The organism is Streptomyces sp. NPDC017095 (assembly GCF_044332325.1).
Classification (GTDB): Bacteria; Actinomycetota; Actinomycetes; order Streptomycetales; family Streptomycetaceae; genus Streptomyces.
Genome location: NZ_JBIROU010000004.1, coordinates 57,154 through 69,842, shown reverse-complemented (window position 1 = coordinate 69,842; position 12,689 = coordinate 57,154). Strand labels below are relative to the sequence as shown.

General features: G+C 72.7%; 13 protein-coding genes. 5 read left to right on the top strand and 8 right to left on the bottom strand.

The genetic code is table 11. From position 1 onward, the window contains the following. Positions 1-31: 31 nt before the first annotated feature. Entirely contained in the window at positions 32-493 is a 462-nt protein-coding gene (locus tag ACH4OA_RS09485; protein WP_397968421.1) for a DUF6082 family protein, read from the bottom strand. Between the two features lie 1,327 nt (positions 494-1,820). Here ACH4OA_RS09485 and ACH4OA_RS09480 point away from each other — a divergent pair. Beyond that, positions 1,821-3,008 carry a helix-turn-helix domain-containing protein gene (locus ACH4OA_RS09480; RefSeq protein ID WP_397968418.1) on the top strand — a complete coding sequence of 396 codons (1,188 nt, stop codon included), beginning with the start codon at positions 1,821-1,823 and terminating at the stop codon, positions 3,006-3,008. Between the two features lie 192 nt (positions 3,009-3,200). Beyond that, positions 3,201-4,121, top strand: a complete 921-nt coding sequence (locus ACH4OA_RS09475; RefSeq protein WP_397968416.1) for a transcriptional regulator — start codon at positions 3,201-3,203, stop codon at positions 4,119-4,121. Between the two features lie 396 nt (positions 4,122-4,517). On the opposite strand, the gene ACH4OA_RS09470 is transcribed toward ACH4OA_RS09475, so the two are convergent. Beyond that, entirely contained in the window at positions 4,518-5,354 is an 837-nt protein-coding gene (locus ACH4OA_RS09470) for a helix-turn-helix transcriptional regulator (RefSeq protein ID WP_365877363.1), read from the bottom strand. Between the two features lie 148 nt (positions 5,355-5,502). On the opposite strand from ACH4OA_RS09470, the gene ACH4OA_RS09465 reads away from it, so the two are divergent. Continuing rightward, the gene (locus ACH4OA_RS09465; RefSeq protein WP_397968413.1) at positions 5,503-6,264 is read left to right on the top strand and encodes an SDR family oxidoreductase; all 762 of its coding nucleotides are present in this window, start codon (positions 5,503-5,505) and stop codon (positions 6,262-6,264) included. A gap of 26 nt (positions 6,265-6,290) precedes the next feature. Here the strand turns inward: ACH4OA_RS09465 and ACH4OA_RS09460 are convergent, their stop codons facing one another. Continuing rightward, positions 6,291-6,803 (bottom strand): hypothetical protein, encoded by a 513-nt coding sequence (locus ACH4OA_RS09460; protein WP_397968411.1) that lies wholly within the window; start codon positions 6,801-6,803, stop codon positions 6,291-6,293. Positions 6,804-6,808: 5 nt separating this feature from the next. After that, positions 6,809-8,227, bottom strand: a complete 1,419-nt coding sequence (locus ACH4OA_RS09455) for a purine-cytosine permease family protein (protein WP_397968408.1) — start codon at positions 8,225-8,227, stop codon at positions 6,809-6,811. A 130-nt stretch (positions 8,228-8,357) separates the two neighbouring features. Here ACH4OA_RS09455 and ACH4OA_RS09450 point away from each other — a divergent pair, with 130 nt between their 5' ends. Together ACH4OA_RS09450 and ACH4OA_RS09445 are read left to right on the top strand one after the other, a co-directional pair. After that, the gene (locus ACH4OA_RS09450) at positions 8,358-9,200 is read left to right on the top strand and encodes a MurR/RpiR family transcriptional regulator (protein WP_365877369.1); all 843 of its coding nucleotides are present in this window, start codon (positions 8,358-8,360) and stop codon (positions 9,198-9,200) included. Positions 9,201-9,403: 203 nt separating this feature from the next. Then, positions 9,404-9,991: a hypothetical protein gene (locus ACH4OA_RS09445; RefSeq protein ID WP_397946043.1), complete on the top strand. Its 588-nt coding sequence runs from the start codon at positions 9,404-9,406 to the stop codon at positions 9,989-9,991. Between the two features lie 7 nt (positions 9,992-9,998). Here the strand turns inward: ACH4OA_RS09445 and ACH4OA_RS09440 are convergent, their stop codons facing one another. The 4 genes from ACH4OA_RS09440 to ACH4OA_RS09425 are packed head-to-tail and all read right to left on the bottom strand — an operon-like array spanning position 9,999 to position 12,090. Next, a complete protein-coding gene (locus ACH4OA_RS09440) occupies positions 9,999-10,373 on the bottom strand; it encodes a hypothetical protein (protein ID WP_365877373.1) in 375 nt (124 codons plus the stop codon). A gap of 10 nt (positions 10,374-10,383) precedes the next feature. Next, positions 10,384-10,863, bottom strand: a complete 480-nt coding sequence (locus ACH4OA_RS09435) for a roadblock/LC7 domain-containing protein (protein ID WP_397968405.1) — start codon at positions 10,861-10,863, stop codon at positions 10,384-10,386. Between the two features lie 31 nt (positions 10,864-10,894). Next, complete coding sequence (locus tag ACH4OA_RS09430; RefSeq protein WP_397938025.1) at positions 10,895-11,710, bottom strand: transcriptional regulator; 816 nt, start codon at positions 11,708-11,710, stop codon at positions 10,895-10,897. After that, on the bottom strand, positions 11,707-12,090 hold the full coding sequence (locus ACH4OA_RS09425; protein ID WP_365877379.1) for a hypothetical protein: 384 nt from the start codon (positions 12,088-12,090) through the stop codon (positions 11,707-11,709). The genes ACH4OA_RS09430 and ACH4OA_RS09425 overlap by 4 nt, the downstream gene beginning before the upstream one ends. Between the last annotated feature and the right edge of the window lie 599 nt (positions 12,091-12,689).

Sequence of the window (12,689 nt, the reverse complement as noted above, 5' to 3'; positions counted from 1 at the left end):
CGGGAAGGGGGGCGCAGGCCGGGACGGGGGTTCACGGGGCCGGGACAGGGGTCTGGTTGGCCTCCTGGACGGCCGCGTCGTACGCCGCGTTCGCCAGGGCGTTGAACTCGGCGTCGTGGGCGTCCCGTGCCGTGGCCGCGCGGTGAGCCCTGGCGAGGGCCCAGAACTTCCGGTTGGACTCGACCACCATGAAGTCTTCGAGCATCCGGGCGACCGAGTCGGCCGGCAGGAAGCGCAGGCGCACCATGCTCGACCAGAGAGTGACGCACCTGTTCGCGTGCAGCACGCGCGCGGCGTCGTCCGCGTCCAGACCCGGAACCAGGGTCTCGTACAGCTCGGTGTCCTTGCCCGTGTCGCGGAGCAGTTCCGCGTGCAGGCGGGTGAACTCCAAGTGCTTCATCTCGCGGTGGTGCCGCTCCGCCTTTTTCAGGTGCGCGAATCCGAGGAAAAGGCCCACCAGGCCCAAGCCCATCGCGGCGGGGGAGTTCTTCAAGGTTCCTCCGGTTGTTCGTGGGGCGGGGCGTTCCGATCCGCCCGGACGTGTGGAAGGTTCAGCTTTTGAGCTAGCTGGTCGGCCTGCGCTTGTACGGCCACTCGCTCGGGGTCGACATACGCCCACTCGCACTTGCCCGGGTGGTACTTGAAGATCGTGCATCCGGTGCTCAGCTCGGTGCGCCGGTTCATGCAGCACACGAAGTCGGCGATCCACTGATCAGGTGACCCGTCTCGCCAGCACAGGAACAGATCCGAGTGGACCGAGGAACCCGTACGCAGCCATGCCGCGTGGAAGTCGTGAGGTACGTCCTCGACCATGCACCGGGACGGCGCTTCCGGCGACCAGTCCGGGTCAGGGAAAGGAGATCTGATCAGCTCCGCGACGGCCCGCACGGCATCTTCCAACTCGGCCGTAGCAGAACACCGGAAGGTCACCGGAGTCCCCCCGTCGCGACAGCCGTGAGCGCCCACCCCAACAGGGCACAGACCACGAGAGCGAACACGGTCCAACCCGGGGTGCGCCTGCGCCGGGCGTGTTTCACCATCTGTAAGCCTCGACCTTTCCGCCCGCGCACTGGGGGCAAGGCACCCGTGTCCTCATCTGACATGTGCCGCAACCGTCCAAGCCCGCACAGCCTGGACACCGCACAACGCGGTGCCCGTAGCAGGTGCCGCACAGATCGGCGATGGAGTCCCACCACGCGCTGAAGGTGGAGAACGTCCGGCGACGCGGCCGGCGCTTCGGACGCTCCGCATCCGGGGTCATGCGTGGGCACCGTGTCTGCACATCCGGATGTTCCGGGCCGCGTCGAACCGCGCGTTGGCGTCGCCCGCCTTCCTCGCCTGTTCCAGCCTGGCCTTCTCGGCGGCGCAGTTGCCGCAACCGGGCTGCGGTCTGGCCTCGTACAACCAGGCATCCAGCGGCAGGTCGACCGCCTTCCCTGGGTACGTCCGGGGTTCGGTCACCGCGGCCCCTTCCAGTCCGTGGCCCGTCGGTGCGGATGGTGCCGGATCTCCTCGCTGTAGGTGCGCACGGTGATCGAGCTACCGAGAGCCGAGGCCGCCGTGCGGCCCCTGGCCAGAGCCGCACACACGCGGCAACCCGGGACCGGCACTGGTTCGAGATTCGGCGCCGGGGGAGCCTGCACCGGTAAGGTCTGCTTCCGCGTCTCCATCCCCGCCCCTCTGTCGCTGACCGACTGTGACATCCAGTTAACGCGCGGTGAGAGTGGGGAAAGTGCACAAGAAGTGCACAAGCCCGAGAGTGCGGGCACCCGAGTTTTGAGGGCATGGGACCAACGGAACATCGATCATCGGGAAGCGCCGTGAGTGCGATCATCGAAGTGCCCGGACCAGGGGCGAGCGTCGCCGTCCTGCGGAAGGAACGCGGGTGGGGCCAGGAGCGGCTAGCTGCCGCCGCTGGTATCTCGAAGAGCTTGCTTGGGAAGATCGAGCGGGGCGAACGCCCGATGACTCAGGGTGTGGCCGCCTCTATCGCGCAAGCCATCGGCGTGACGCTCGACGAGTTGTTGGGCAAAGCCCCGGTGCACGAAGGCGACGAAGCTCGCTTGCTGGACCTCACGCGCGCGATTCGCCGCTTCGGGCTCCCGCGCGATCCTGAGATGACCGAAACCGACCTGATCACCAGCCTTCAGCAGATGGTCACCCTTCGGGAGCGGGCAGACCTGCGGGGCGTAATGGCTAAGCTCCCACAGCTGGTATCTGCCGCCACGAACCACGCGCACGCGGCCGGCACACCCGATGCGTGGGCCAGGGTCGCCGAGGCGTACTCGACCGTCTATTGGCTCGCCGCGCGGCACCGCTGGATGACCCTCGCCGACCTGGCGACGACGAAGCAGAAGCTCGCCGCCGAACAGGCGGATCCCGTGACGGCCGCTATCGCGGTCCGCGATGAAGCGGGCTTATACCTGAACCATGGCGACTTTGAAGACGGGCTTGCCGTGGTCGACAGCGGCCTAGTCCGCGTCGAGCGGGACGCCCCCACGGGGGCCGAGCGGTTGTATGCCCTAGGCATCCTGCACCTTCGCGGCCTCACCCTGGCCGGACGACTTCGGGACCGCCGCACAGCGGACCGGCACATTGCGAAGGCGTGGGGCCTAGCCGAGAAGTTGGGTCAGGACGTGAACCGCCTTGGGATCCACTTCGGCCCACAGGACACGGCTGTTCATGTGGTCGCGACCTCGGCGGACCTCGGGCGGCACGAAGACGCCATTGACACTATGAATGACCTCGAAAGGCTAAAGAAAAAGGGAAAGTTGACCCTGCCCACCACTCGTACTAGCCCACTGCACATGAACGTTGCTCGCTCGAAGCTCGCTCTCGGCGACAGGGAAGGAGCCCTGGAAGAGCTTGAAGAAGCGTGGTCCCTGGCCCCGCAGATGGCCAACGTGCACCCCACAGCGCAAGAGCTGTTGCGCGTACTGACTTCGCTGCACAAGCGGAGCAACCCTCGGCTTACGAAGCTAGCGAAGCGGGCCCGGATCCAGTTCTAGTGCCGGGCCCGCGGGCGCGTGTAAACGCTCCACGGAACGAAGAAAGCCCCCCTACCGCGTAGCGTTGAGGGGTTGGTGGATCTCGGAAGGGCTGACATGGATCCGTCCCGCCGAAGCGTTCTCGGGGCCGGTCTGTACTCCGTTGCGCTCACGATCCCGGGGTGGCCGGACGTCGTGGGGCGGGCGGAGGCCGTGAAGAAGGGCAAAGGGCTGCGTATCGGCTTCGGCGAAGTCGACATGGTGGTTCAGATGACCGAGAAGGTGTCCGAGCTGGACGACCAGTTCGGGGGCCGCACCGCGCGCCCTATGGCCGCGTCGTTTCTCGTGAACACTGTCGCGCCCTGCCTTCGGGCGGACGCGCCCGAGAACGTGCGGAAGGCCATGCTGTCGGCCGCGTCCGACCTGTGCTACCTCACCGGATACATGGCCGTGGACGAGGGTCTTCACGGCCTGGCGCAGAACTACTACCTGAAGGCACTCGAACTCGCGGGTGCCGCCGCCGACCATCTGACGTACTGCACCACGCTTCGAGGGATGAGCGTTCAAGCCGTCGACCTGGGGCACGGACCGGACGCATGGCGTCTGGCCGACTCCGCTGCCGCCGCCTCTCCGAAGGCCGGCCCGCGCATGCTTGCCTTCCTGACCGGACAACAGGCGCATGCCGCCGCGCAGCAAGGCGACCGTACGGCGGCCCTTCGGTACATCCGGGAAGCCGAGGCCGCTATGGACCGGGCCGAAAGCCGGGGAAAGCCCCTCGGATCCTACGATCCCGCCGCGCTGAACTACCACATCGCGCAGGTGCGGTACGAGCTGGGCGATGTGAACGGTTCGATCGAAGCCCTACAGGAAAGCAACCGGGTCCGGTTCTCCGTCTATCGCCGGGGGAACGTGCGCATGCGGGCGCTTCTCGCTGAGCGTCAGCTTCAGGTGGGACGCCTCGAAGAGGCCCTGACGACCTGGCATGCGGCTCTCGACGACTACCCGCTGGTTCACTCGGGACGGGCCGACGCACGCATGGCGGATATGCGTCGGCTCATCCGGCCCCACCTTCGCCACTCCCAGGCCGCCGCGTTGTACGACCGGGCGCGGCAGATGAAGCGCGCGGCCGGGTAACGGAAGCTCGCGGTCCGCGCCGAGGGCGGTGCCGAGTGGCCGGCCGGCTCCGGCGGGGGGCGGGGTTTGGGGAAGTGGTACGAGCGCGTCATGTGCGCGCAGCACCCGCTTAACACGCGTCCGGCACAGTAAGGGGTGTCGGCAAGGCGACGGAAGCGCCTCCCAGGCTTCGCGCAGGAGAAGGCTTCCCGCCCAGGCCGGCACCCGAACGGCGCCAAGGAACTCCGGAGCGGCTCCCGGACCTCCATGGACGCCACGGACGCGCCAGCCCGGCCCTGACCCGGCCCGCGTCCCTCGCGGGGACCGCCGTCGTCCCGCCCCCCGGCAACGGGGGTGCGGCGGTCCCCGCGCAAGCCTTTCCCGCGCCGGGCGCGTACGACGGCCCGGCGAGGGCTCCTAGACCGTCGTCCAGCTCCCCAGCAGCGCCAGCCGTTCCGCCGTCTCGGAACCGGGCTCCGGTGTGTACACCACGAGCGTCTGCTCCGGGTCCGACGGCACCGTCAGGGTCTCGTACGGCAGGGCCAGCAGGCCCGCGACCGGGTGCTGGATCCTCTTCACGCCGTAGGCGCACTCGCGGACCTCGTGGTCCGCCCACAGCCGGCGGAAGTCGTCGCTCTTCAGCGACAGTTCGCCGACCAGTGCGCACAGGACGGGGTCGTCGGCGTACCGGCCGGCGCTCAGCCGCAGCTGGGCCACCGTCTGGGCGGCCACCGCGGCCCACTCGGGGAACACCTCGCGGGCGGCCGGGCCGAGGAAGACCTGCCGGGGCATGTTCCGCTCCCGCGGTGTCATCCGGCTGAAGCCGTTCACCGCGTCGCCGAGCGCGTTCCAGGCCAGCACGTCCATGCGGCGGTCCAGCACGAAGGCCGGGCTGCGCTCCATGCCGTCGAGCAGGGCCTGGAGGCCGGGGCGGACCCGGGACGGGCCGGCCGGCTCCTTCCGCCGCCGGCGGGGTCGCGCCACCGTGCGCAGGTACGTGTGCTCGGTCTCGTCCAGCCGCAGCACCCGCGCGATCGCGTCCAGCACGGCGTCGCTGACACTCGGACCCCGGCCCTGTTCCAGCCGGATGTAGTAGTCGACGCTCATCCCGGCGAGCTGGGCCACCTCCTCGCGGCGCAGACCCGGCACCCGGCGCCGCCCGTGCGCGGGCAGCCCGACCTCCTCGGGCCGGATGCGGGCGCGGCGCGAGCGCAGGAAGCCGCCCACCTCTGCTTCGGTCCAGTCCCCGTCCATGCGTCCGATCGTAGGGGACCGGGGTCCGCGCATCCTGGTACTGGCAGACCCAGGAAAAGCACATCCCTGGGTACGGCGGCCGGGCGCGGCCAGAGTGGTCCCGACCCGCCGGGGACCGCCCCGGCCGGCAGTCCGAGAGGGAGCACCCATGCCGTACGAGAGCCTGTCCGGCCGTACCGCCGTCGTCACCGGGGCCGCCAGCGGCATCGGCGAGGCCGTCGCCCGCCTGCTGGCCGCCGAGGGCGCCCGGGTGGCGCTGCTCGCCCGCCGCACCGACCGGCTCGACGCGCTGGCCGACGAGATCCGGGCGGCCGGCGGCCAAGCGCTGGCCGTGGCCGCCGACGTCACCGCCGACGCGTCCGTCGACGCCGCCCGGGACCGGATCCACGAGGCGTTCGGGCCCGTCGACCTCGTCGTCGGCAACGCCGGCGTCATGCTGCCCGGCCCCATCGAGGAGGGCCGGTCCGGGGAGTGGCTGCGGATGCTGGACACCAACGTGGCCGGAGTGCTGCGGACCCTGCGCGCCTTCACCGCCGACCTGCTCGCCGCCGCGGCCGGGGGCCGCGCCGCCGACCTGGTGCACATCTCCTCCATCAGCGCCCACCTGTCCTTCCCGAACTACGCGGTGTACGGGGCGACCAAGGCGGCCGTCACCCATCTGTCGCAGTCCCTGCGCGGCGAGCTGGGCCCGCGGGGCGTCCGGGTCACCAACATCGAGCCGGGGCTGACGGAGACCGAGCTGGCGCGGCACGTCACCGACGCCGGGCTGTCCGGGCAGCTGGACGGCATGTTCCGGGAGATCGGCGGGCTCGCGGCGACGGAGGTGGCCGATGTAGTCGCCTACGCCGCCAGCCGTCCCCGGCACGTCAACCTCCGCCAGATCATGGTGCTGCCGACCCGGCAGGCGTGACCGGCGGAGGACCGGTCACTCCCCGGTCACTCCCCGGGCGTGCGGCGGCCGCGGCCGGCCAGGAGTTCCGGGCTGAGCCGTACGGCCTGCACCGCGTTGACCCCGACGAGCCCGGCCCAGGCGACCAGCAGGCCGGGCAGGTGGGCGAGGGCGCCGGCGATCGCGGACAGCGGGATCGCCAGCACCAGCGTGATCAGCGCGAAGCCGTACCGCTCGGCCCAGGAGTCGGCCGGTCCGGGCCGCCGGGTCCCGCGCACCTCGGCCAGCCGCTGTTCGGCCAGCTGCCGGCGCACCCGGCGGTCCACGGTGTCGTCGATCCGCTCGCCGACCCTCTCCAGGAAGGAGTCCACCAGGGCGGAGTCGTACTCCTCGCCCAGTTCCACGCGGGCCCGCACGGTCGCGTGGAGGTCCCCGCGCAGACCGGGGTCCTCACGGAAGTCCGGGTCCTCCCAGCGGCCCGGGTCCTCCCGGGGGCCGGGGTCCTTCCGGAGGTCCGGGGCCTTCCCCGGGCCCGTGCCGCGCGGGTCGGTGGTGTCCATACCGGTCAGCCTAGGAAGCCGGCGGGCTCGTCCGCACTGGGGCCAGCCCCCGCATCCGCGGTCGGGACCGCCACCGCACGGCGGCGGGCGAGCAGCCAGTACAGCAGCGCCGGCACGCTCAGGCCGACGATCCAGGAGACGTCCGCGCCGCCCAGCGGGTCCACCAGCGGGCCGGTGTAGAAGCCGGTGGCCAGGAACGGCAGCTGGGCCAGCAGACCGGCCGCGTACACGGCGAGCGCGTCCCAGCGCCAGGCGCCGTAGCGGCCGTGCGGGTCGGCGAGGGCCGCGAGGTCGTAGCGCTCCTTGGCGACCAGGTAGTAGTCGGCCAGGTTGATCGCCGACCAGGGCGTGAAGAACGTCAGCAGGAACAGCAGGAAGTCCTTGAAGGAGGACAGGAAGCTGTCCTTGCCCAGCAGTGCCACCGCGGTGCCGGCCGCCATCACCAGCCCGATATAGGCGGCCCGGCCCGCCCGGGACAGCCGCCGCTGCCCGCGGAAGCCGCTCACGCTCGTCACCAGCGACATGAAGCCGCCGTAGGTGTTCAGGACGTTGACGGTGAGCTTGCCGAGCGCGATGACGAAGTAGAAGAAGGAGGCCACCAGGCCGGTGCCGCCGAGACCGACCACATAGCCGACCTGGCTGTCCAGGAACTCCTCGCCCGCCGTGGCCGCGACCAGCACCCCGAAGGTCATCGAGAACTGCGCGCCGAGCGCCGAGCCGGACAGGGTCCACCAGAAGGTCGCCTTCGTGGACGTCGTGCGCGGCAGATAGCGCGAGTAGTCCGCCACGTACGGCCCGAACGCCAGCTGCCAGGACGCCGACAGCGACACCGCCAGCAGGAACAGCGGCAGCGAGAAGTGCGCGTCGTGCAGCAGCGCGGAGACGTCGGCGCGGTCCAGGAGCCGTACGGCGAGATAGCCGAAGGCGAGTGCGCAGACCGTGCCCGCCACCTTGCCCAGGGCGTGGATGACCCGGTAGCCGGCGGTCGCCATGACCGCCGTGACGGCCGCGAAGACGATGATCCCGGTGGTGTCGCCGGTGTGCGTCAGCTCGCCCACCGCCTGCCCGGCGAGCACACTGCCGGACGCGAAGAAGCCGACGTACATCACGATGACCAGCAGCAGCGGTACGACCGCCCCGCGCACCCCGAACTGGGCCCGGGACTGGATCATCTGCGGCAGGCCGAGGCGCGGGCCCTGGGCGGAGTGCAGCGCCATCACCGCGCCGCCGAGCAGGTTGCCGAGCAGCAGGCCGGCCGCCGACCCCACCACGTCCCCGCCGAAGACGACGGCCAGGGCGCCCGTGACGACGGCCGTGATCTGGAGGTTCGCCCCCAGCCACAACGTGAACTGGCTGAACGCCGTACCGTGCCGCTCCTCGTCCGGAACGACGTCTATGGAGCGCAGTTCCACGAGCTGTGCCATGCGTTCTCCCCACACTGGGCTGTATAACTGTATGCAGCGACACACTGTCTGAATAGACGGGTGGTGTTTGTCAATGCCCCGGCGCTGTACTCTCCCGGGGCGTCGAGGACATCCGGAGGGGGAGTACGCCATGAGCGGGAGCGACAGCCCGGCCAGCCGGCTGCAGGCGCTCTTCGAGGGCCACCGGCTCACGCCAACCCAGCGCCGCATCGCGCACAGCATGGTGCGCCGGGCCGCCGACGTGCCCTTCCTGTCCAGCGTGGAGCTGGCCGAACTGGCCGGGGTCAGCCAGCCGTCGGTGACCCGGTTCGCGGTCGCCCTCGGCTTCGACGGCTACCCCGCCCTGCGCAAACACCTGCGCGAGGTCGTCCCGGCCGGGCCGGCCGCCGGCGCCGGCGCCTACAACGAGTACCAGCAGGCGGTCGAGGCCGAGATCGAGAACCTGCGCCACCTGGCCGAGCTGCTCGCCGACCCGCGCCCGGTGCAGCGGGCCGGCCGGGTCCTCGCCGCCTCCCGCCCGCTGCCGGTGCTCGGTCTGCGGGCCGCCGCCTCCCAGGCGTACGGCTTCGCCTACTTCGCCGCCAAGGTGCACCCGGACGTCCGGCTGCTCAACGAGGGCGGCACGATGATCCAGGACCGGGTGGACGCCGCCGTCCGCGCGGGCGCCACCGCCCTGCTGTGCTTCGCGCTGCCCCGGCATCCGCGCGAGGTCGTGGACAGCCTCGCCTACGCCAAGGACGCCGGCCTGACCGTGGTCACGGTCGCCGACTCGGCGTTCGCGCCGGTCGCCAAGTACTCCGACCTGCTGCTGCCCGCCGCCGTCGGCACCGGGCTCGCCTTCGACACCGCGTGCGCGCCGATGCTGCTCGGCCGGGTGCTGCTGGAGGCGCTCTGCGACGGCCTGCCGGATGCCCAGGCCCGGCTGGAGGAGTTCGACGCCAGGGCGGCGGCGCGCGGCCTGTTCGTGGAGTGAGCCCGCCGCCCGCCCGCTCCCGGACCCGCCGTTCCCGGACTGGCCGTTAGCGCACCGGCCTCTCCGGACCCGCCTTCCGCGGACCGCCCTCTCCCGGACCCGTTTTTTGCGGACCGGCCTCTCTCAGACTCGTCTCACGTTCTGCTATTAGCTTTCCCGGAAGAACGCGAGCGCTGTGTGGACACGTGACACGGGAGGCAGACGTGGCGCGCGGAGGAGGACAGGGACTGGCGCGGGTGGCCGTCGTCGTACGGGCGGGGGCCGCGCCGCTGTGGTGGCTCGGGGTAGCCGCCGCCGGGATCGGTGCCGTACCGCAGGGACTGACCGGGCGCCGGATCGGCGTGCTGGCCGGGGCGGCGCTGTTCCTGGCCGGCGCGGCGGCGGTGACGCTGGCCCGGCGCGGCCGGTACACCGGCCTGGCCCGCGGGACGGCCCGCGCGGGCAAGTACGACGTGTTGCAGGACCGCGCGGTGACCGCGCGCGTCTGGCGCCGGGGCCACCGCTGGTGGCTGCTGCTGGGCTGGGCGCTCGCGCTCGGCTCCTCCTTCGCGGTGCCCGTGGCCGGCGGCCTGCTGCTGGCCGGGCTCGGCGCCGGGCTGTGGCTGAAGGCCGCCTGGATCGGACGGCTGGAGCGGTCCGCCGAGACGCTGCTGTGGGTGCGGGTCGACTGGCTCGACCGGCGCGGCGGACGTCCGGCGGGCAAGGCCGTGAAGGGCCTGCGGGGCACGGGCATCGCGGCCGGCGACGCGGCCCCGGGCGGGGCCCGCCGCCGTACCGCGGCGCTGGTCTGAGGTCCGGTCAGACCTCCAGGTCCTCTTCGATCCGCTTGAGCTGGTGCCGGGCCATCGCCAGGTTGGCCCGGGCCCCGTCCAGGACCAGGTAGAGGAACAGGCCGTTGCCGCCGCGGCCCTTGAGCAGCCGGATCAGGTGGTACTGGTCCGACAGGGTGATCAGGATGTCCTCGATCTCGCTCTTGAGGCCCAGGTGTTCCATCGTGCGCATCTTGGCGCGGATGACGTCGGTGTTGCCGGCGGCGGCCACGGTCAGGTCGAAGTCCTTGCCGCCGCCCAGCGTGCCCAGCGCCATCCCGCTGGTGTAGTCGACCAGCGCGACGCCGGTGGCGCCCTCTATGGAGGTGAGGGCGTCCTTCAGCGCGGTCTCGGTGTTGGTCATGGTGGTCCTCTCAGCTGTCGGTTGCGGTGGGCGCCCCGCCGGCCGCGGCACGGGGCGCGCGGTGGCCGGCGGGCCATACGGGTGCGGTCCGGGGGAGCGGGCGCACGGCCTCGGCGGCGTCCAGCAGCTCCCCGATACGGGCGCCGGCCCGGCGGCCCTCCAGGTGCAGCCGGCCGACGTTGACCCGGTCCTGGGCGAGCAGGGTGAGGACGGCGGTGCGGCCGGCCGCGTAGGTGGCGACGTAACCGCGCTCGCCGCGCACCAGCAGCTCCCGGAAGCCGCCGTGTCCGGTGGTGTCGCTGACCCGGACCGCGACGCCGAGCGCGGCGGCGGTGAGCGCGGCCAGGCCGTCCGGGTCGACGCCGGGCGTGTCGTGGGCGACGACGAGGCCGTCGACGCCGGCCGCGAGGGCGCCGGTGAGCTGCGGCACCCGGGTGCGCAGCCGGTGCAGCTCCGCCAGGACGGCGCGCAGATCCTCTTCGGCCACCATCAGGTGTCTCCTCTCGGCGGGGCGGTGCCGTTCAAAGGGCCTCCAGCGCATCCCTGAGCCTCTTCAGCAGCGCGATGTCGGGGTCGGTGGTGACCGGGCGGGGCGGTGGGACGGGCGCGGCCGGGGCGGGGGCCGCGGGCGCGATCCGGCCGGCCGCGGTGAGCCGGCGGACGTCGACCAGGGTGTGGAAGGCCGGCCGGCCCAGGTCCCGGGCGATGTCGGCGGCGGTGCGGACGCCGTCCACGCGGTCCAGGACGGCGCGCTGGCGTGCGGTGACCGGCGCGGCGGGGCCCCGGCCGGGGACGGCCGGGTCGGCGCGGGTCAGCGGGGCGCTGTCGGCGGCCGGGTCGGGCCACAGCCGGTGCAGCAGCAGCCGGCGGCGCAGCGTCTCGCGTTCCAGCGCGACGACCGGCACCGAGGGCAGCGGGCCGGGCGGGGGCCCGGGCTCGTAGCGGAACCGGCCCGGGGTGCTGCTCGGCGCCAGCGCGAAGTACCCGGCGTCGTACAGCGCGTCCAGGTGGCACAGCTCCAGCGCGCCGGTGGGCAGCACCCCGGAGCCCAGCAGGAGGCCGGCCGTGTGCGCCGGGGTCGGGGACCGGGCGGCGGCGCGCTGCCAGGCGGCGGCCGCGAGAGTGCCGTGGGCCGTGAGGAGCACGCCGAGGCCCGGGGCGAGCGGGCTCTCGGCGTGCACCACCCGGCCCCCGGCGAGGTGCAGGGCGCCGTGTTCGCGGACCAGGACGCCGGTGGCCCGCTCCTCGGCGAGCCGGGTCAGCATCGGGGACAGGGCGCGCGGGGCCCGCTTGTCCCGCACCGGCAGGGCCGGGGGAGGAGTCCTGACCATGGTCATCCCAGCACCAGGCGGGCGGCCATCTCGCCGAGCCGGATCCGGGCGAGCGCGAGGTTGCCCTCCTCACGGCCGAGCCACAGGTGCAGGAACACGCTGCTGTCGAAGGACGTGTCCACGAAACGCAGCAGGTGGTAGCTGTCACCGTTGCTGATGATCACGTCCTCCACGGGCGGCGACTCCTCGCCCGCCGCCGCGAAGGTGCCGTGCTCGGCGGCCATCCGGGCCAGTTCGGCGGCCTCGGCGGCGGTCGTCTCGTGGTCGCCGCCGGGCGCCTCCCCGACCGCGCCGAGGGCCAGTCCGCTCGTCCAGTCCACCAGCGCGGCCCCCCGGGCACCGGGCAGTCGCATCGCTTCCAGTAAGCACTCGTCGATTCCGGGCACCGTGGCTCCCCTCCCGCCGGACTCCGGCTGAGTGACGCCGACACTACGCATCGTGTGCGCGACGGGTGAGGCCTTTGGCATTTTCCGGTGGAACATGCGTCCGTCGTACTAGTGTGGGTCAACTGGCCTGTGCACCCCGGGCGTTGAGCCGCCCGCCCGGCCGCCCGGTCCATTGGGCCGACAGGCGCCCGGGGCGCGTCGACGGCGCCTGGGCGCGCCGAGGGTAGCGAGCGCGGACGCGTACGCCCCTCTGATTCCGGCCACCGCGTCGGCGAGGGGCCACCCTCTCAGCGAGGCCCGGCGCCTACCGCAGGACCGCCGGAGCGACCCCCTCGCGCCCGTCCGGCGCACGGCCGCCAGGGCCCCCTCGCGCACGGCCCGCCAGCGCGACGCCTCCGCGCCCGCCCGCCGCACGGCCGCCAAGGCGGCGCCCCCGCGCTCGTCCGGCGCAGCCGCCAGGGCGGCAACCCGCGCCCATCCGGCGCAGGCCGCCAGGTCGCCCCCCCTCGCGCACGGCCCGCCAGCGCGACGCCTCCGCGCCCGCCCGCCGCACGGCCGCCAAGGCGGCGCCCCCGCGCTCGTCCGGCGCAGCCGCCAGG

Excerpts from the sequence above, each read along its gene's own strand:
- ACH4OA_RS09470 (WP_365877363.1), bottom strand. The coding sequence starts at position 5,354 with ATGGACGGGGACTGGACCGAAGCAGAGGTGGGCGGCTTCCTGCGCTCG.
- ACH4OA_RS09465 (WP_397968413.1), top strand. The coding sequence starts at position 5,503 with ATGCCGTACGAGAGCCTGTCCGGCCGTACCGCCGTCGTCACCGGGGCC.
- ACH4OA_RS09460 (WP_397968411.1), bottom strand. The coding sequence starts at position 6,803 with ATGGACACCACCGACCCGCGCGGCACGGGCCCGGGGAAGGCCCCGGAC.
- ACH4OA_RS09455 (WP_397968408.1), bottom strand. The coding sequence starts at position 8,227 with ATGGCACAGCTCGTGGAACTGCGCTCCATAGACGTCGTTCCGGACGAG.
- ACH4OA_RS09450 (WP_365877369.1), top strand. The coding sequence starts at position 8,358 with ATGAGCGGGAGCGACAGCCCGGCCAGCCGGCTGCAGGCGCTCTTCGAG.
- ACH4OA_RS09440 (WP_365877373.1), bottom strand. The coding sequence starts at position 10,373 with ATGACCAACACCGAGACCGCGCTGAAGGACGCCCTCACCTCCATAGAG.
- ACH4OA_RS09435 (WP_397968405.1), bottom strand. The coding sequence starts at position 10,863 with ATGGTGGCCGAAGAGGATCTGCGCGCCGTCCTGGCGGAGCTGCACCGG.
- ACH4OA_RS09430 (WP_397938025.1), bottom strand. The coding sequence starts at position 11,710 with ATGACCATGGTCAGGACTCCTCCCCCGGCCCTGCCGGTGCGGGACAAG.